Source organism: Nonomuraea sp. NPDC048881 (genome assembly GCF_040649795.1).
GTDB lineage: Bacteria > Actinomycetota > Actinomycetes > Streptosporangiales > Streptosporangiaceae > Nonomuraea.
In genome coordinates, this window is record NZ_JBEZGC010000008.1 from 285,149 (window position 1) to 302,901 (window position 17,753).

Sequence of the window (17,753 nt, forward strand, 5' to 3'; positions counted from 1 at the left end):
GCGTGGGGGGAGGACGTTCCCGTTCGCCCGGATGGCTGCCTACCGGCGGGGTCGAGGTGGTCAGCATTGGGTGTTCGGCGGTGGCAGGGTCAGGTCGGTGAAGTAGCGGTTCATCAGGTCGCGGGCGCAGGGGTTGAAGCCGTAGAGGGTGTGACCGGGGCCGTCGTGGCGGATGGTGACGCTGCCGGGGACGGCGGCCAGGGCACGTTCGACCGCGTCCGACTCGCCCCAGGCGCCTGCTCCCAGGACCGGAGGCACGCCCTTCGGGAGGGGAGCGGGCGGGTTGGTGACCGGGGCCGGCCAGCCGATGCAGGTGAGGGTCGCCGAGGCCAGCGTGTTGGCGGTGCCGGTGAGAGGGGCGATCTTGCGGAGGCGGGCGTCGGTGCTGGCCAGTTCCTTGAGGGTCGTGGGGCGCGGCCAGTCGAGGCATTCGGTGACGGGGGTGGTCTGGTCGGGGTAGCGGGCCCCGCGGGCTGGGACGAAGTCGGAGGCGTCGCCCTGGCCGGCCGCCTTGCGGATCGCGCGTGCCAGGGCGGGCCAGGCGGGGGCCCCTTGGCGGGCCATGAAGAGGGCGAGGGACTGCAGATCGCGGGCGTTATAGGCCATGTTGGCCGTCGTGGTGTGGATGGGCTTGCGGCGGGCCCGTTCGGTCAGCTTGCGCCAGAGGCCGGGTATGTCTTGGCAGTCGTGGGTGGCGCACCAGGTGAAGAAGCGCCGCATGGACTGCTCGTTGGACGTCGCCATCTCCTCCAGTTCGCGCGACCAGTCGGCGGGGCTGTGGTTCCAGGTGCCGTCGAGGACCATCGTGCGGATCTGGTCGGGGAAGAGGCGGGCGTAGTCCTGGCCGTAGAAGCCCGCGTAGGAGGCGCCGTAGTAGTTGAGCTTCGCGCCGCCCAGGGCCTTTCTGATCGCCTCCATGTCTCTGGCCTGGTCGGCCGAGCTCATGTTGGCGAACAGTTGGGGGTCTTGGTGGCGGCATGCCTCGGCGAAGCCGCGGTTGGTGTCCGACAGGCGGCCGAAGCCGGCGTCGTCACGCGGGGCTTCCGGGATGGGGATGCGGGTCCAGACGCACGCGAGGCCGGTGCTCAGGCCGCCGAACTGCTCGCCGTAGCCGCGGGTGTCCCAGGTGACGATGTCCATGCGCTCGCGCAGCCGGGCCCACCACTCGGGGACGGCTGCGGTGGTGGCGATGCCGGGGCCTCCCGGGCCGCCGTAGGCGACCAGGACCGACCCCTCGGAGGCGCCGGTCGCTTTCAGCCTGCCCAGCTTCAGTGTGATCTTACGGTCGTCGGGCTTGCGCCAGTCGACCGGGACCTGGAGGTCGGCGCACTCCATGCCGATCTTGTCGTTGGGGCAGGGCTGCCAGGTCAGTGAGGTTCCGGCGGTCATGGCGGATGGGGTGACCGAGGAGGGACGGGCTGGGCTCTCGCTGCCGGGTCGGGTCTCGGCGCTCGGGGTGGCGGTGGCCATGGCGGGTTGGCCGGTGATCGCCAGCAGGGCGGCCAGGATCGTGGCGAGGGGTTTCGGCATGCGGTCATGATTGCGGCGCGGGGGTCGGGAGCGCGTCGGACCAGGGTCTGATCTTGGAGCGGGGAAGTCCTACCACGGGTTGTCAGACCGTGGTCTGGCCGGTGCCACGCACCCGCTCTGGTCCAGCCAGTGCCACGCACGGCCCATGGGCCAGCCGGTGTCATGCACGGCCCGTGGTCCAGCCGGTGTCATGCACGCCCCATGGGCCAGCCGGTGTCATGCACGCCCCATGGTCCAGCCAATGTCAGGCAGGATCCGGAGCCCGTGTTACTGCTCGTGCAGGCTGTCTCGTCATCTCACCGTCGAGGAGTCTGTCCGGCCGGGACGCTCGGTGAGGGGCGGGTCGTCGCTCGGCAGGGGCGCGGGAAGGCGTCGTGCGCGTTCGAATGGCCTGGCAGCACGGCGGGCTCGGCGGGTACGGCTGCGCTAGCCTGCCGGGATGCGGCGGATTCTGGTGGCGGGCATCAGCGGGGCGGGCAAGTCGACGCTCGCGCGCGCACTGAGCAACCGGACTGGCGTGCCCTGTCACGAGATGGACGGCCTGTACTTCGCCGGGCCAGGTTGGGCCGTGGACGAGGCGTTCCCGGAACGGGTCGCCGAGATCGCCGGGACCCCGGCGTGGATCTTCGACTCCTTCGGCTACCCGGAGGTGCGCGACCTGCTGTGGGAACGCGCCGACACCATCGTCTGGCTGGACTATCCGCGCCGGGTCGTCATGCCGCGGGTCCTGCGGCGCTCGCTGCGCAGGACGGTGCTGCGCGAACCCGTCTTCAACGGCAATCGGGAGACGGTCGCCGGATGGTTCCAGAGTGATCATCCGGCGTGGTGGGCCTGGTCGCAGCACGCGGCGCGACAGGCGGAGATCCGGCGACGCACCCGTGATCCGCGTTTCGCTCCCTTGCGCGTGCTCCGCTTCACCGGTCCGTACTCGGCGGCGGTCTGGCTGCGGTCGGTCGGGCCCGCCTGACGGCGGACGCCTCCCCCTCACAGGCGTCCGTCGCCTCAGGGCCGTCTGCTTCACGCGCGTGGTGGCGGTCGGCGGGGTGAACGTGGGGTGAGCGGACCGGGGTCGCAGGATTCTGGACGTTCAGGGTCTTCGACCTCAAGGTGGGCGGAGGTGGCGCGGGAGAGTCGGGGCATGGTTGAGATGTCGTCCGCGCAAGGCGGCTCGCAGGAGCGCTCCCCCACCGGCCGGGTGCTCATGGCCGTCGCACGTCGCTGGCCCACGGTGCTGGGCGTGGCTTTCATGGTCTTCAATGTCCTGGGGCTGGAGGACGGGCGGGACGCGGCCCTTGTGGTGTTCCTCGCCGCGCTCGTCTACCTCGCCACGGCGGTGACCGGCAGGCCGGAGGTGGCCTGGCCGTTGTTCGGGGCGTCCGTGGTGGCGGTGGCGGTGCTGCGGCTGCTCGGGCTGACGCCGTGGCCGGGGCTGGTCGGGGGTGCGGTGTGCGTCGCCCTCGTCGGCCTGGCAGGCGGGCTGGCGGGCGGGCTGGTGAGGAGGCCGACGCTGGTCGCGGCGCAGGTTCCGGCGATGCTGGTCTTCGGGGCGGTGTCGGTGGCCGCGCTGTCCCTGTCGCCTGCGTTCGGAGGCTACCTGGTCGCTGCGGCGCTGGTCGGGCATGCCGTTCTGGACGTGGTCCTCTGGCGCAGGAACAAGGTGGTGGTCCGGTCGATGGCCGAGTTCTGCGCCGCGCTCGACCTGACGCTCGGGGTGGTGATCGTGGTGCTGACGGTCTCGGCCTAGACGGCGGCGTCGGCCAGTGTCGAGGGCCGCAGGGCAAACCCAGCACTACCGGTGGGATTACCTTCAGCCGGAGCCGAGAATTCCGACCTCGTGACCCGCGACAGCCACCTCGCACCGGGGGGGCGGCACGAGAAGAGGAACTCGACCATGCCCAAATATCTGATCCAGTCCACGTACACCACAGAGGGGCTCCGCGGCGTGCTGCGGGACGGTGGCACCGGACGCCGGCAAGCGGTGGATCGCCTGGTGGAAAGCCTGGGCGGACGGGTCGAGCAGATGTACTTCGCGTTCGGGGAGACGGACACGTTCGTGGTCGTCGACTTGCCGAGCAACGCGGCGTCGGCGGCGTTGGGGATGGCAGTGTCGGCGTCCGGGGCGGTGCGGACGACAACGGTCGCCCTGCTGACGGCGGAGGAGGTCGACGAAGCCACGCGGATGGATGTGGCTTACCGGGCTCCTGGCGCGTGACAGCCAGGCGCAGATGCAGGCACAGGCGCAAGCCAATGCCTCGGCTCGCGGGATGTCGGCGAAGGCAGCCGTTGGACACGGCGGTGAGGAGCGATCCGCGGTTCTCACCTGCGTAGTGCGCGGCGAGCGCCAGAGTGGCGGCTTGTACGGCTCGCAGGGGAAGGTCAGGCTCGCTGGGCCTCGAACGCTGAGACGCGGTCGGCGATCTTCCTCAGCTTCGCCTCGAACACAGCCCGCGGGTCGTCGACGACGGAGGTGAGGGCCACCATTGCCGTCACGATCACGTCGCACAACTCGTCGGCGAGGTCCTGGCGGGTGTGGGAGGCGGGTTTGCGCGGGTTCTGGCCGAGTTCTCCGATGCGGGCCTCGACCGCCTCGCCGAACTCCTCGCCGATCTTCATGACACGCAGCGTGAGTTCGTGAGGGTCCCGGCCGTTGTTACGGTCCAGCCATGCCACCAGCTCGCCGATCGTGGACCACGGGTCTGTCGAGGTGGGATCAGGCATCGGGCTCCTCCTCCATGCCGGCGTCTGGCGTCGAGGCCGGGCGTCCGCCTCACGGACGGCAGCGTTCGATGGACTCAGAGTGGTGCGCTCAGAGCGCCCAGCGCAATGATCGGTGGCGTGAGTTCAGCTTCTTGGCCGTCGTGAGCGTGAGAGGGCTCGGTGTCCGGTGGGCCCGAGGGTTGCCGCCCTTGGGCCCACCGGGTGACGTACGCCCGCCTGGGAAGCGTGCTGCTAGACGTGGGCGAGCAGCACGGCGGGGTTCTCCACGCAGTCGGCGACGAAGCGCAGGAAACCGCCCGCTGCGCCGCCGTCGCAGACGCGGTGATCGAAGGTGAAGGACAGCTGGGTGATCTTGCGGGGCACCACCGCGCCGTCGTGCACCCAGGGGCGGTCGATCACACGGCCCACCCCCAGGAGCGCCGCCTCCGGGTGGTTGATGATGGGGGTGGAGCCGTCCACGCCGAAGACGCCGTAGTTGTTGAGGGTGAACGTGCCTCCCGTCAGCGCGGACGGGGGCAGGCTGCCCGAGCGGGCCAGCGCGGTCAGGCGGGTCAGCTCGGCGGCCAGGCCGGCGGTGGTCATGAGGTGCGCGTCGCGGACCACCGGCACGACGAGGCCGCGTTCGGTCTGGGCGGCGAAGCCCAGGTTGATGTGGCCGTGGCGGACGATCTCGGCCCGGTCGGTGTCGACCGAGGAGTTCAGCTCGGGGAAGCGGAGCAGGCCGGCCACGCAGGCTCGGGCCAGGAGCGCCAGCAGGCCGATGCCCAGGTCCGGGCTGGTCCGCCGGAGGGTGTCGCGGATGGTGAGCAGGTCGGTGGCGTCCACGTCCACCCAGGTGGTGGCGTCGGGGATCTCGGTGCGGCTGCGGGTCAGCTTGTCGGCGACCGTACGGCGCAGGCCGCGCAGAGGGATGCGCTCCGCCACCGGGGCCATCGGAGACGCGGGGGCCGCCGGAGACGCGGGGGCCGCCGGAGACGCCGCCTGGTCGGCGGACGGGGCGTCAGGGGTCGCGCCGGAGTCGGCGCCCGGGTTGGCGATGGCGTGTTCGACGTCCCGGCGGAGGATGACGCCGTGCGGTCCGGTGGCAAGGACGGCGGCGAGGTCCACGCCGTGCTCGCGCGCCATCCGGCGCACCAGCGGCGAGATCACCCGAGGCGCACGCTCCGGCCCGCCCGGGGACGGAGAAGCCACCGCCTCCACCGCGGGTGCCGGTGCGGGGCCCGATCCCGAAGCAGGTGCGGGGGCCGGTGCGGGGCCCGATCCCGGAGCGGGGGCGGGGGCCGGGGTGGAGGGAGCCGGGTTGGTGGGGCGGGGGCGGCGGCGGCTCTTGTGGGGGGTGCCGGTGGTGCCGTAGCCGATCAGGACGTTGCCCGAGCCCGCGCGTTCCTCCTCCCGGTACCGCGCCGCCGCCGGGTCCTCCTGCGAGTCCCCGACCTCGATGAGCGGCTCCCCCACTGCCACGACCGCGCCCGCCTCGGCGTGCAGCCGCAGGACGGTCCCCGCGTACGGCACGGGCACCTCCACCGCCGCCTTAGCGGTCTCCACCTCCACCACGATCTGGTCGATCTCCACCGTGTCCCCCACGGCCACCTTCCACTCGACGATCTCGGCCTCGGTCAGGCCCTCGCCGAGGTCCGGCAGCCGGAACACCTGCCGCGCGGCGGTCGCCGTCATGACGCCTCCCGGGTGAGGTGCAGCAGGTCGGGCTGGTCGTCGAACTGGAGCCGGTCCACGGCGTCGAGGACGCGGTCGACGTCCGGGAGGTGGGAGTGTTCGAGCATGGGCGGCGGGTACGGGATGTCGAACCCGGTGACGCGCAGCACCGGCGCGGCCAGCGAGTGGAAGCACCGCTCCTGCACGCGGGCGGCGATCTCCGCCCCGACCCCGGCGAACCCCTGGGCCTCCTGGATCACCACGCAGCGCCCCGTCCTGCGCACCGAGGCCACCACGGTCTCGTCGTCGAACGGGACGATCGTCCGCAGGTCGACCACCTCCAGCGAGAGCCCGTCCCGGGCGGCGGCCTCGGCGGCCTGGAGCGCCACGGGCACGCTGGGCCCGTAGGCGACGAGCGTCGCGTCGCGGCCCTCGCGGCGGACGGCGGCCCGGCCGAACCCGGCGGCGCGGCGCTCCGCGACGGAGGTCTCCTCCTTGGACCAGTACAGCCGCTTGGGCTCCATGAAGATCACCGGGTCGGGGTCGGCGACGGCGTCGCGCAGCAGCCAGTAGGCGTCGTCGGCCGTCGCGGGCGTCACGACCTTGAGCCCCGGCGTGTGGGCGTAGTACGCCTCGCTGGAGTCGCAGTGGTGCTCGACGCCGCCGATGCCGCCCGCGTACGGGATCCGGATCACGATCGGCAGCGACAGCCGCCCGCGGGTGCGGTTGCGCAGCTTGGCCACGTGCGAGGCGATCTGCTCGAAGGCCGGGTAGGCGAAGGCGTCGAACTGCATCTCGATCACCGGGCGGAAGCCGCCCATGGCCAGGCCCACGGCCAGGCCCACGATCCCCGCCTCGGCCAGCGGCGTGTCGAAGCAGCGCTCCTCGCCGAACTCCTTGGTGAGCCCGTCGGTGACGCGGAAGACGCCGCCGAGCGGCCCGACGTCCTCGCCGAAGACGAGGACGCGCTCGTCCTCGCGCAGGGCGTCGCGCAGGGCGGCGTTCAACGCCTGGGCCATGGTCATCTTCGCGGTCATGTCAGTCCTCCCGCGCGGTCAGCTCGGACGCCAGCAGGGCCCGCTGCTCGTGCAGCTGGGGCGTCGGCTCGGCGAAGACGTGGTCGAACAGCTCGAAGGGGTCGGCCTCGGGGTCGGCGTTCATCGCCTCGCGCAGGCGCGCGGCGTACTCCTCGGCGGCCTGGTGCGCGGCGGCGACGTCCTCGGCGCCGAGCAGGCCGCGCCCGCGCAGGTAGGTCTCCAGCCGGGCCAGCGGGTCGGCCGACTCCCACTGCTCGACCTCCTGGCTCTCGCGGTAGCGGGTGGGGTCGTCGGCGTTGGTGTGGGGGTCCATGCGGTAGGTGTGCGCCTCGACGAGGAACGGGCCGCCGCCGGTCCTGGCGTGCGTCACGGCGGCGGTCAGGACCGACAGCACGGCGACGAGGTCGTTGCCGTCCACCTGCTCGGAGGGGATGCCGTAGCCGATGCCCTTGTAGGCCAGCGCCGGGGCCGCGCTCTGCTTGGCCAGCGGGACGGAGATGGCGTACTTGTTGTTCTGGACGAAGAACACGACGGGGGCGCGCAGCACCGCGGCGTAGTTGAGCGCCTCGTGGAAGTCGCCCTCGCTGGTGCCGCCGTCGCCGATGAAGGCCATGACGACGCCGTCCTCGCCCTTGCGGCGCATGGCCTCGGCCATGCCGACCGCGTGGATCGTCTGGGTGGCCAGCGGCGTGCACTGGGGGGCGACGCGCGTGGCGGCGGGGTCGTAACCGCAGTGCCAGCCGCCGCGCAGCAGCGTGAGCACCTCGACCGGGTCGAGGCCGCGGGAGACGAGCGCGACCGAGTCGCGGTAGGTGGGGAACAGCCAGTCGTCCTCGCGCAGCGCGAGCACGCCGGCGATCTGGCAGGCCTCCTGGCCGCGGCTGGAGGGGTAGACGGCCAGCCGGCCCTGCTTGGTCAGCGCGGTCGCCTGGCGGTCGAAGCGGCGGCCCAGGACCATCCGCCGGTACGCCTCCACCAGGTGCTCCCCGGCGGGCTCGGCGTACCCGGCGGGCGGCTCGACGGCGGTGCCGTCCTCGGCGACGAAGCGCACCGGCTCTGGTGAGGGCAGCAGGCCGTCGACCGTCTGGGGACTCCTCCTCACGGACATGGCGACGCTCACTTTCTCTGGACGTTTGTGAGGGAAAGCGTCCGCTTCCGGGGCCATCCGTTCAAGACATCAGGCATGATGAGCGACAAACGGCTTTAAATGGGATTAGTGGAGGGCCAATTGTCAGCCAACGAGGGCGTCGAAGGCGGCTGGCCGGGACGTTCGGCCGCAAACCTGGACGGAGTGGACCGAGCGATCATCGCCGAGTTGCTGCGCGACGGCCGCATGTCGATGCGCACGCTGGCCGAACGCGTGCACGTCTCGCGCGCCAACGTCTACGCCCGGCTCACCCGGCTGATGGACGACGGCGTGATCACCGGCTTCACCGCCGAGCTGGCGCCGCACCGGGCGGGCCTGGGCACCAGCGCGTACGTGTCGGTGACGATCGAGCAGAACTCCTGGCGCCAGGTCACGGCACGGCTGCGCGAGACGCCGTACGTGGAGCACTTCGCCATGGTCGGCGGCGACTACGACGTCCTGGTGCTGGTCAGGACGCCGGACAACGCCGCGCTGCGGCACGTCGTGCTGGAACGCATCCAGGACATCCCGGGGGTGCGGGCCACCCGGACCTGGCTGGTGTTCGAGGAGGCCCGCGGCCGGGGCGCGGAATGGGGGGCCCACGACAGCTGAGCCCCCCTGAGCCTCACCCCGAGCCCTCGTTCAGCGCCCTCGTTCAGCGCCCTCGTTCAGCGCCCTCCGAAGGTCGGCCTGCGCTTGGCGAGGAACGCCTCCACCGCGCCCGCGTGGTCGGCGGTGCGTCCGAGGCGGGCCTGCGCGCGGGCCTCCTCGGCGAGCACCGCCCCGAGGCCCTGCTCCCACCCCTGCGCGATGAGCCGCTTGGACTCGGCGTAGGCCGCGGTCGGCCCGGCCGCCAGCCGGGCGGCCAGCTCGCGTCCCGCCATGCACACCTCGGCTCCGGGCACCACCCGCCCCGACACGCCCCACGCGACCGCCTGCGCGGCCCCGAACGGCTCGCCGAGCAGCACCAGCTCCTTGGCCCTGGACTCGCCGACCGCCCGCGTCAGCGTCGCGGAGAGGCCGGAGTCGCAGGTGAGCCCGATCCCCGTGAACGCCGTGGCCAGCTTGGCGTCCTCGGCCAGGACGCGCAGGTCGCAGGCGAGCGCGAAGGCCAGCCCGGCGCCCACGCAGGCGCCGTTGACGGCGGCGACGACCGGCTTGGGCATCGTGGCCAGGAGCCGGACGACCGGCGCGTAGTCCGCCTCGACGGTGTCGAAGGCGTGGCCGGGATCGGCGCGCAGGGCCTCGGCGTGCTCGGCGAGGTCCTGGCCGACGCAGAACGCGCGGCCCGCGCCGGTCAGCAGCACGGCCCTGACCGAGTCGTCGGCGGCGACCTCCTCCAGCGCCCGGCGCAGCGCCTGCTTGAGCCCGTCGTCCAGCGCGTTGCGGTGGTCGGGACGGTTGAGCGTCACGACGGCCACAGCGCCCTCGCGTTCGAGCAGGACCAAGGTGTCGTCCACGTCAGCCCTCCGGCCAGGTCTTGGCCACCAGGGTCAGCACGTCGTACGTGGCGACCGGGACGCCGTCCTGGTTGGTCACGGTGGCGTCCCAGCGCACCTCGCCGTAGTCGGCGCCGCTGCGCGGCGTGATCTGCTTGACGGTCAGCGCGACGGCGATGGCGTCGCCGGCCTTGACCGGGGTGAGGAAGCGCAGCCCGTCGACGCCGAAGTTGGCCAGCACCGGGCCGGGCGCCGGGTCCACGAACAGCCCGGCGGCCAGGGACACCACCAGGTAGCCGTGCGCGACGATGCCGCCGAACAGCGGGTTGCGGGCGGCGGCCTCGGGGTCGGTGTGGGCGTAGAAGGTGTCGCCGGTGAACTCGGCGAAGTGCTCGATGTCGGCGAGCGAGACCGTGCGCGGCGCGGAGGCGATGGTGTCGCCCACCCGCAGCTCGGCCAGCGACTTGCGGAAGGGGTGGACGCCGGAGTCGGCGCGGGCCGAGCCGGTCGTCCAGCGGCCGGTGATCGCGGTGAGCTGGTCCGGCGAGCCCTGGACGGCGGTGCGCTGCATGTGGTGCAGGACGCCGCGCACGCCGCCCAGCTCCTCGCCGCCGCCGGCCCGCCCGGGGCCGCCGTGGACGAGGACCGGCAGCGGCGAGCCGTGCCCGGTGGACTCCTTGGCGTCGTCGCGGTCGAGGACCAGCACCCGGCCGTGCCAGGGCGCGAGCCCGAGCACGACGGACCGCGCCACCTGCGGGTCGTGGGTGGCGACGGAGGCGACCAGGCTGCCCTTGCCGCGCGCGGCCAGGGCGACCGCCTCCTCGACGCCGTCGTAGGCGAGCACGGTCGCGACCGGCCCGAACGGCTCCACGTCGTGCGGCTCGGCGGCGCCGGGGCGGGCGCGCAGCAGCAGCGGGGTCATGAACGCGCCGCGCTCGGGGTCGCCCTCCAGCAGGGACGCGCCGCGCGGGTCGCCGTGGACGACCTCCGCGCCGGCCCGCAGCGCCTCGACCGCCTTGCGCACCTCCTCGCGCTGGCCCAGGCTGGCCAGCGGGCCCATGCGCACGCCGGGGTTGCGCGGGTCGCCGACGGTGATCGACGACAGGCGCGCGGCCAGCGCCTCGGTCACCTGGTCCGCCAGGTTCGCCGGCACGAGCACGCGGCGGATGGCCGTGCACTTCTGACCCGCCTTGACCGTCATCTCGGTGACGACGCCCTTGACGAACAGGTCGAACTCCGGATCGTCCGGGCGCACGTCGGGGCCGAGGATCGAGCAGTTGAGCGAGTCGGCCTCGACGCCGAGCACGACGCCGCCGTCGAGCACGTTCGGGTGGCGGCGCAGGATGCCGGCGGTGTGGGCCGAGCCGGTGAAGGCGACGGAGTCCTGGACGGTCAACTCGTCGAGCAGCCCGGCGGGGCTGCCGGCCAGGAGCTGGAGCGTCCCCTCCGGCAGGATGCCGGACTCGATGATCTGCCGGACGGCCAGCTCGGTGAGGTAGGCGGTCTGGGCGGCGGGCTTGACGATCGAGGGCAGCCCGGCGAGGAAGGCCGGGGCCAGCTTCTCCAGCATGCCCCAGACGGGGAAGTTGAAGGCGTTGATCTGCACGGCCACGCCCGGCCGGGAGGTGTAGAGGTGCTGGCCGGCGAAGGTGCCGCCCTTGCCCAGACGTTCCAGGCCGCCGTCGAGGAAGACGGTGTCGTTGGGCAGCTCGCGCACGCCCTTGCTCGCGTAGCTGAACAGGGTGCCGATGCCGCCGTCGACGTCGACCATGGTGTCGCGGGAGGTGGCGCCGGTGCGCGTGGACAGGGCGTACAGCGCGTCCTTGCCTTCGAGCAGGTGCTTGGCCAGCGCCTTGAGCAGGGCGGCCCGCTCGTGGAAGGTCAGGGCCCGCAGCGCCGGGCCGCCGGTGTCCCTGGCGTGCCTGACCATGGCGGCGACGTCCAGCCCCCGGCTGGAGATCCGCGCGACCTCCTCGCCCGTCGCGGCGTCGAGCAAGGGTTCACCGTCGTCCGACGCGCGGAACCATCGTCCGGCGGCGTAGCTCTCCAGCAGCGCGCTCACGCTGTCTCCTCTCTTGCGCGGAAGCCCCGACTCATGCAACCGTATTACTGACCGAGCGATAAGTAAATAAGACCGATGTCTCGGAGGGACGATGACCACCACGCCGGCGGAGCCGGACCTGGAGGAGCGGCTGCAGTCCGCCTTCGACGCGACCATCGCGGGTCACGACCGGATCGAGCCCCGCGACTGGATGCCGGAGGCGTACCGCAGGACGCTCGTCCGCCAGATCGCCCAGCACGCGCACTCCGAGATCATCGGCATGCAGCCGGAGGGCGAGTGGATCGGTCGTGCGCCGTCGCTGCGCCGCAAGGCGATCCTGCTGGCCAAGGTGCAGGACGAAGCCGGGCACGGCCTCTATTTGTACTCCGCGTGCGAGACGTTGGGCGTCTCCCGCGCCGAGCTGACCGAACTCCTTCTGGCCGGGAAGCAGAAATACTCCTCGATCTTCAACTACCCGACGCTGTCCTACGCCGACGTCGGCACGATCGGCTGGCTCGTGGACGGCGCCGCGATCTGCAACCAGGTGCCGCTGTGCCGCACCTCCTACGGCCCGTACGGGCGCGCGATGATCCGCATCTGCAAGGAGGAGTCCTTCCACCAGCGGCAGGGCTACGAGCTGCTGATGACGATGATGCGCGGCACGCAGGCCCAGCGGGAGATGGTCCAGGACTCGGTCAACCGGTTCTGGTGGCCCTCCCTCATGATGTTCGGCCCGCCCGACGACCGCTCCCCCAACAGCGAGCGCTCGATGGCCTGGGGCATCAAGCGCAACTCCAACGACGAGCTGCGCCAGAAGTTCGTCGACATGACGGTCCCGCAGGCCAAGGCGCTCGGCGTCACGCTGCCCGACCCCGACCTGCGCTGGAACGAGGAGCGCGGGCACCACGACTTCGGGCAGCCGGACTGGTCGGAGCTGGCCGCGGTCATCCGCGGCGACGGGCCGTGCAACGCCCAGCGGATGCGCCACCGCCGCGCCGCCCACGAGGACGGCGCCTGGGTGCGCGAGGCCGCGTCGGCGTTCGCGAGCCGCACGGCGGCCGGGGCGGGCGCCCGATGAGCGCCGACCGGCGGGAATGGCCGCTGTACGAGGTGTTCGTCCGGGTCAAGCGCGGGCTCAACCACGTGCACGTCGGGTCGCTGCACGCCCCCGACGACGCGATGGCCCTGCGGCACGCCCGCGACGTCTACACCCGGCGCAACGAGGGCGTGAGCATCTGGGTCGTGCGCTCCGACGCCATCACCGCCTCCAGCCCGGACGAGAAGGACCCGCTGTTCGCGCCGAGCGGCGACAAGGTCTACCGGCACCCGACGTTCTACGACATCCCGGGCGACGTCCCGCACATGTGAGAGGGGGTCCAGCGTGAGCGATGACCACGAGAGCATCTTCGACGGCCTGACCGGCGGGGACTCCGCGCAGTGGGCGTTCGGCACGGACTTCGAGGACCCGCTGGCGGGCGTGGACACCACCGTGCCCGACGGGGTCGGCTCCGCCGAGCTGGCCGCGTACTGCCTCATGCTCGGCGACGACGCGCTGGTGATGTCGCAGCGGCTCACGGAGTGGTGCAGCCGCGCGCCCGACCTGGAGGAGGACATCGCGCTCGCCAACGTGGCCCTCGACCTGCTCGGGCAGGCGCGCCTGCTGCTGGCGCGGGCGGCCGCGGCCGACCCCGGCGTGGTGCCCGCGCTGCCCGAGGGCTCGCCGGTGCCGCCGGAGGACGCGCTGGCGTTCTTCCGCGACGCCGGGCAGTTCAGGAACGTGTGGCTGGCCGAGGTCGCGAACGGCGACTTCGCGCACGTCGTCGTGCGCCTGCTGCTGTTCTCGACGGCCCGGCTGGCGCTGCTGGAGCGGCTGTCGGCGAGCGCGGACACGGTGCTGGCCGCCGTCGCCGCCAAGGGCGTCAAGGAGGTCGCCTACCACCGGGACTGGGCGGGCCGCTGGTTCCTCACCCTGGCCCAGGGCACCGAGGAGTCGCGCCGCCGGCTCGACGCCGCGCTCGGCGAGCTGTGGCCGCTGCTGGCCGAGCTGGTCACCGCGCATCCCGTCGAGCTCGCGCTCGCCCGTTCGGGCGTCGCCGTGGAGGCCGCCGCGCTGCGCGCCGACGTGGACGCCGTGCTCGGCCAGGTGCTGACGGTGAGCGACGTCCCCCGCCCGGCCCTCGAAGACCGACCGGACGAGGACAGGCCGGGCAGCGGCCGGGACGGCGTCCACACCCCGGCCCTGGCCGACCTGCTCGCCGACATGCAGTCGGTCGCCCGCGCCCACCCGGCAGGCCGCTGGTGACCGCCGCCGAGCACGCCGGACCCGCGCCCGGGGACGCCCGCGAGCGCGCCGCCCGGGTCGCGGAGCGGGTGCGGGACCCGGAGATGCCGATGCTCACCCTGGCCGACCTCGGCGTGCTGCGCGGCGTCGAGCTGTGGCCCGGCCCGGACGGCGAGGTCGTGGTCGCCTCGATCACCCCGACGTACACCGGCTGCCCGGCCATGGCGACCATGCGCGACGACCTCGTCCACGGGCTGCGGGCGGCGGGTTTCCCGCGGGTCGAGGTGCGGGTCGTGCTCGACCCGCCGTGGTCGAGCGACTGGATCTCCGAGCGCGGCCGGGACGCCCTGCGGGCCGCCGGGCTGTCGGCGCCCGGCCCGGCCCGGCGGACCTCCGGGCCGGTGCCGCTGACGCTCGGCCCGGCCAGGACCGCCCCGGCCTGCCCGCGCTGCGGCTCCCGGGCCACCCGGCTGACCTCCGAGTTCGGCGCCACCGCCTGCAAGGCCCTCTACGCCTGCGCCGACTGCCTGGAACCGTTCGAGCATGTCAAGGAGATATGAGATGACCACGCTCGCGCCCGCGCCGGCCCGGGCGCACGCCGCCTTCCACGAGCTGACCGTGGCGGCGGTCGACCACCTGTGCGAGGACGCCGCCGCGATCACCTTCGCCGTGCCCGGCGACCTGCGCCAGGCGTACGCCTTCCGCGCGGGCCAGTCGCTCACCCTGCGCCGCTTCGTGGACGGGCGGGAGGAGCGGCGGTCGTACTCGATCTGCGCCCCGGCCGGGGACGCGCCGCGCATCGGCGTCCGGGAGATCCCGGACGGGCTCTTCTCCTCCTGGCTCGTCCGCGAGGTGCGGCCGGGCACGCGGATCGAGGTGCAGACCCCCACCGGCTCCTGGCAGGCCGACCCTGGCGCGGGCGAGCGGCACCTGTGCGTGGCGGCCGGGTCGGGCATCACCCCGATGATGTCGGTCGCCTCGACGGTGCTCACCCATCCCGGCGCGCGGGTGTCGCTGCTGTACGGCAACCGCAGCAGCCGCACCGTGATGTTCGCCGAGGAGCTCGGCGACCTGAAGAACCGGTACGGCCCCCGCCTCCAGCTCGTCCACGTGCTCTCCCGGGAGCCGCGCGACGTCGAGCTGTTCTCCGGCCGGCTGGACGGCGACCGGCTGCGGCGGCTGTTCACCGAGCTGGTGCCGATCGAGACGTTCGACCACGTCTGGCTGTGCGGACCGCTGCGCATGGTCGAGGACGCCCGCCAGGTGCTCGCCGAGCTCGGCGTCCCGGCCGCGAAGGTGCACGTCGAGCTCTTCTACGTCGACGCTCCCCCGCCGCTGCCCAGGCGCCCCGAGGGCGTGCCGGCGGGCGCGACGACCGTGCTGACGACGGTGCTCGACGGAAGGCGCACGACCGCCACCGTCTCGCGCGAGTCCACCCTGCTCGACGGCGCCCAGCAGACCCGCTCGGACCTGCCGTTCGCCTGCCGGGGCGGGGTCTGCGGCACCTGCCGGGCGGTGGTCCGCGAGGGCGCGGCGGACATGCGCCGCAACTACGCGCTCGAACCGGCCGAGGTGGACGCCGGCTTCGTGCTCACCTGCCAGACGTTCCCGGCCGGCGACCGTGTCACCGTGGACTACGACGCCTGACCCCGACGCAGAGGAGTTTTCCGTGACGAAAGCCCGCGCTCCCCAGGCGGAGCGCCCATGACCCTCATCGTCGAGGAGGGCGCCGACCGGGTGGTGTGGCGGCTCAACCGGCCGCAGGTGCGCAACGCGATCGACCGGGAGCTGGTCGCCGCGCTGCACGAGGCGTGCGCCGCCGTCGAGGACGAGCCGCGCGTCGTGCTGCTCACCGGCGAGGGCACGACCTTCGCCGCCGGGGCGGACATCGCCCAGCTCCGCGACCGGGACCGGGGCGACGCGCTGCGCGGCATCAACTCCAGGATCTTCGACCGGATCCACCGGCTGCCGATGCCGACCGTGGCCCTCGTGGACGGTTACGCCCTGGGCGGCGGGGCCGAGCTGGCCTACGCCTGCGACTTCCGGATCGGCACGCCGCGCACCCGGATCGGCAACCCGGAGACCGACCTCGGCATCCTGGCCGCCGCCGGGGCCGCCTGGCGGCTGGCCGAGCTGGTCGGGGAGCCGCTGGCCAAGGAGATCCTGCTGGCCGGCCGGGTGCTGACGGCCGAGGAGGCGCGGGCGGTGCACCTGCTCAACGACGTCGTGGAGCCGGAGGACCTGCTCGCCGCCGGCCACCGGCTGGCCGACCGCATCGCGGCGCGCGCGCCGCTGGCCACCCGGCTGACCAAGGCCGTCTTCCACGCCCCGCGCGCCGCGCACCCGTTCGTGGACGACCTGGCCCAGGCGGTCCTGTTCGAGACCGAGGAGAAGCACGCGCGCATGACGGCGTTCCTCGACCGGCGGAAGGAGCGGCGCTCATGACGTCCCCGTCGATCCTGCCGCACATCGTCGGCGTCTTCGGCGGCGGGCGGATGGGGTCGGGCATCGCGCACGCCTTCCTCGCCGCCGGCAGCCGGGTCGTCGTCGTGGAGAGCGACCCGCGGGCCGCCGCCCAGGCCCTGGAACGGGTGACCGGCAGCCTGGCCAAGGCCGCGGAGAAGGGCAGGCTGGGCAGCCCGCTCCCGGACGTCCTGTCCCGGCTGCGCACGACGGCCGACCCGAGCGAGCTGGCCCCGTGCGAGCTGGTCGTGGAGGCGGTGCCGGAGGACACGGCGCTCAAGGCCCAGGTGTTCGCCCTGGTCGAGCGGCAGGCGCCGGGCGCGGTGCTGGCCACGAACACCAGCAGCCTGTCGATCGGCGGGCTCGCGGCCGGCCTGGCCGCGCCGGAGCGCTTCATCGGGCTGCACTTCTTCAACCCCGTCCCGGTCAGCGACCTCATCGAAGTCGTCGTCGGCCCGCGGACGGACCCCGAGCTGGTCGAACGGGCCCAGGAGTGGACGCGGGCGCTCGGCAGGACGCCGGTCACGGTGGCCGACTCACCGGGCTTCGCCAGCAGCCGGCTCGGCGTCTGCCTGGCCCTGGAGGCGATGCGGATGCTGGAGGAGGGCGTGGCGAGCGCGGCCGACATCGACACGGCCATGACCCTCGGCTACCGCCACCCGACGGGCCCGCTGCGCACCACCGACGTGGTGGGCCTGGACGTGCGGCTCGCGATCGCCGAGCACCTGGCCCGCGAGCTCGGCCCCCGGTTCGAGCCGCCGCGGATCCTGCGCGACCTGGTGGCCGCCGGGCATCTCGGCCGCAAGACGGGCCAGGGGTTCTACACCTGGTGAGCCCCGGGCGCGTGCCCGGCCAGGCCGTCGAAGGCGATCGCGGTGACGGCGTCGGCGACCATCGCCCGGTCGTAGGCGCCGTCCGGGCGGTACCACTCCACCAGCGAGTTGACCATGCCGAACAGCAGCCGGCTGACCAGCGCGGGCGGCACGTCGTCGCGCAGCGCGCCCTCGGCGACGGCGTCGGCGACCAGCGCGGCGAGGCGGTCGTCGAGCCAGCGGCGGCGTTCGAGCGCGGCCAGCTCGACCGGGCTGTTGCCGCGCACCCGGAGCAGGAGCGTGACGCTCGGCTGGTGGGCGACCAGCACCTCGACGCTGCGCCGCACGACCTCGCGCAGGCGTTCGTAGGCCGTGCGGCCGGCGGCGTCGCGGGTGGCGGCGGTGACGGCGGCGGTGAGCTCGTCGAGGGCGTCGTCGAGGGCCTGGCCGAGCAGTTGCTCCTTGCCCGTGACGTGGTGGTAGATGGCCGGCTTGGTCAGGCCGAGCTCCTTGGCCAGGTCTCCCATACTGGTGGCGTCGTATCCCCTGCGGTTGAACAGCTCCACCGCGGCGCGCAGGATCGCGGCCTGGTCGTAGCCGGGTCGGCCGCGCCCGCGGCGCGGGGCGGGCCCGGCGGGCTCGGTCGTCGTCAC

The 17,753-nt window shown here is 73.3% G+C and carries 19 protein-coding genes; 11 read left to right on the forward strand and 8 right to left on the reverse strand.

Annotated features, from left to right (window positions below):
• Window positions 1-60: 60 nt before the first annotated feature.
• A complete protein-coding gene (locus AB0C33_RS28515; RefSeq protein WP_358293336.1) occupies window positions 61-1,530 on the reverse strand; it encodes an alpha/beta fold hydrolase in 1,470 nt (489 codons plus the stop codon).
• 439 nt (window positions 1,531-1,969) lie between these two features.
• Between AB0C33_RS28515 and AB0C33_RS28520 the strand changes: the two genes are divergently transcribed.
• The 3 genes from AB0C33_RS28520 (at window position 1,970) to AB0C33_RS28530 (ending at window position 3,742) form a co-directional block, all read left to right on the forward strand.
• Window positions 1,970-2,497 (forward strand): hypothetical protein, encoded by a 528-nt coding sequence (locus AB0C33_RS28520; protein WP_358293337.1) that lies wholly within the window; start codon window positions 1,970-1,972, stop codon window positions 2,495-2,497.
• Window positions 2,498-2,668: 171 nt separating this feature from the next.
• Window positions 2,669-3,274 (forward strand): hypothetical protein, encoded by a 606-nt coding sequence (locus AB0C33_RS28525; RefSeq protein WP_358293338.1) that lies wholly within the window; start codon window positions 2,669-2,671, stop codon window positions 3,272-3,274.
• A 147-nt stretch (window positions 3,275-3,421) separates the two neighbouring features.
• Window positions 3,422-3,742 (forward strand): GYD domain-containing protein, encoded by a 321-nt coding sequence (locus tag AB0C33_RS28530; protein ID WP_358293340.1) that lies wholly within the window; start codon window positions 3,422-3,424, stop codon window positions 3,740-3,742.
• A 164-nt stretch (window positions 3,743-3,906) separates the two neighbouring features.
• Here the strand turns inward: AB0C33_RS28530 and AB0C33_RS28535 are convergent, their stop codons facing one another.
• The 4 genes from AB0C33_RS28535 to pdhA all read right to left on the reverse strand — a co-directional run bounded on the left by AB0C33_RS28535 (window position 3,907) and on the right by pdhA (window position 8,040).
• Window positions 3,907-4,248, reverse strand: coding sequence for a MazG-like family protein (locus AB0C33_RS28535; RefSeq protein WP_358293342.1), 342 nt, complete (start codon window positions 4,246-4,248; stop codon window positions 3,907-3,909).
• 231 nt (window positions 4,249-4,479) lie between these two features.
• Window positions 4,480-5,922: a dihydrolipoamide acetyltransferase family protein gene (locus tag AB0C33_RS28540; protein WP_358293343.1), complete on the reverse strand. Its 1,443-nt coding sequence runs from the start codon at window positions 5,920-5,922 to the stop codon at window positions 4,480-4,482.
• Window positions 5,919-6,938: an alpha-ketoacid dehydrogenase subunit beta gene (locus AB0C33_RS28545; RefSeq protein ID WP_358293345.1), complete on the reverse strand. Its 1,020-nt coding sequence runs from the start codon at window positions 6,936-6,938 to the stop codon at window positions 5,919-5,921. Before AB0C33_RS28545 ends, AB0C33_RS28540 begins: the two co-directional genes overlap by 4 nt.
• A gap of 1 nt (window position 6,939) precedes the next feature.
• Entirely contained in the window at window positions 6,940-8,040 is a 1,101-nt protein-coding gene (gene pdhA / locus AB0C33_RS28550) for a pyruvate dehydrogenase (acetyl-transferring) E1 component subunit alpha (RefSeq protein WP_358293346.1), read from the reverse strand.
• Window positions 8,041-8,220: 180 nt separating this feature from the next.
• Between pdhA and AB0C33_RS28555 the strand changes: the two genes are divergently transcribed.
• Window positions 8,221-8,676, forward strand: a complete 456-nt coding sequence (locus tag AB0C33_RS28555; RefSeq protein WP_358293661.1) for an Lrp/AsnC family transcriptional regulator — start codon at window positions 8,221-8,223, stop codon at window positions 8,674-8,676.
• Between the two features lie 56 nt (window positions 8,677-8,732).
• Here AB0C33_RS28555 and AB0C33_RS28560 read toward each other — a convergent pair whose 3' ends face one another.
• Together AB0C33_RS28560 and paaZ are read right to left on the reverse strand one after the other, a co-directional pair.
• Complete coding sequence (locus tag AB0C33_RS28560) at window positions 8,733-9,524, reverse strand: enoyl-CoA hydratase-related protein (RefSeq protein WP_358293348.1); 792 nt, start codon at window positions 9,522-9,524, stop codon at window positions 8,733-8,735.
• A 1-nt stretch (window position 9,525) separates the two neighbouring features.
• Window positions 9,526-11,565: a phenylacetic acid degradation bifunctional protein PaaZ gene (gene paaZ / locus AB0C33_RS28565; protein WP_358293349.1), complete on the reverse strand. Its 2,040-nt coding sequence runs from the start codon at window positions 11,563-11,565 to the stop codon at window positions 9,526-9,528.
• 91 nt (window positions 11,566-11,656) lie between these two features.
• On the opposite strand from paaZ, the gene paaA reads away from it, so the two are divergent.
• Genes paaA through AB0C33_RS28600 form a run of 7 tightly spaced genes read left to right on the forward strand, consistent with a single transcriptional unit; the run spans window position 11,657 to window position 17,121 of the window.
• The gene (gene paaA, locus AB0C33_RS28570) at window positions 11,657-12,622 is read left to right on the forward strand and encodes a 1,2-phenylacetyl-CoA epoxidase subunit PaaA (RefSeq protein WP_352324189.1); all 966 of its coding nucleotides are present in this window, start codon (window positions 11,657-11,659) and stop codon (window positions 12,620-12,622) included.
• Window positions 12,619-12,912: a 1,2-phenylacetyl-CoA epoxidase subunit PaaB gene (gene paaB, locus AB0C33_RS28575; protein ID WP_352324188.1), complete on the forward strand. Its 294-nt coding sequence runs from the start codon at window positions 12,619-12,621 to the stop codon at window positions 12,910-12,912. The genes paaA and paaB overlap by 4 nt, the downstream gene beginning before the upstream one ends.
• Before the next feature lie 13 nt (window positions 12,913-12,925).
• Window positions 12,926-13,846, forward strand: coding sequence for a 1,2-phenylacetyl-CoA epoxidase subunit PaaC (gene paaC / locus AB0C33_RS28580; protein WP_358293351.1), 921 nt, complete (start codon window positions 12,926-12,928; stop codon window positions 13,844-13,846).
• Window positions 13,843-14,385 (forward strand): 1,2-phenylacetyl-CoA epoxidase subunit PaaD, encoded by a 543-nt coding sequence (gene paaD, locus AB0C33_RS28585; RefSeq protein ID WP_358293353.1) that lies wholly within the window; start codon window positions 13,843-13,845, stop codon window positions 14,383-14,385. The genes paaC and paaD overlap by 4 nt, the downstream gene beginning before the upstream one ends.
• A 1-nt stretch (window position 14,386) precedes the next feature.
• Window positions 14,387-15,472: a 1,2-phenylacetyl-CoA epoxidase subunit PaaE gene (gene paaE, locus AB0C33_RS28590; protein ID WP_358293355.1), complete on the forward strand. Its 1,086-nt coding sequence runs from the start codon at window positions 14,387-14,389 to the stop codon at window positions 15,470-15,472.
• Between the two features lie 57 nt (window positions 15,473-15,529).
• A complete protein-coding gene (locus AB0C33_RS28595) occupies window positions 15,530-16,270 on the forward strand; it encodes an enoyl-CoA hydratase/isomerase family protein (RefSeq protein ID WP_358293356.1) in 741 nt (246 codons plus the stop codon).
• Window positions 16,267-17,121, forward strand: coding sequence for a 3-hydroxyacyl-CoA dehydrogenase family protein (locus tag AB0C33_RS28600; RefSeq protein WP_358293358.1), 855 nt, complete (start codon window positions 16,267-16,269; stop codon window positions 17,119-17,121). Before AB0C33_RS28595 ends, AB0C33_RS28600 begins: the two co-directional genes overlap by 4 nt.
• Here AB0C33_RS28600 and AB0C33_RS28605 read toward each other — a convergent pair.
• Window positions 17,109-17,753 carry a TetR/AcrR family transcriptional regulator gene (locus tag AB0C33_RS28605; protein ID WP_358293360.1) on the reverse strand — a complete coding sequence of 215 codons (645 nt, stop codon included), beginning with the start codon at window positions 17,751-17,753 and terminating at the stop codon, window positions 17,109-17,111. The genes AB0C33_RS28600 and AB0C33_RS28605 overlap by 13 nt on opposite strands.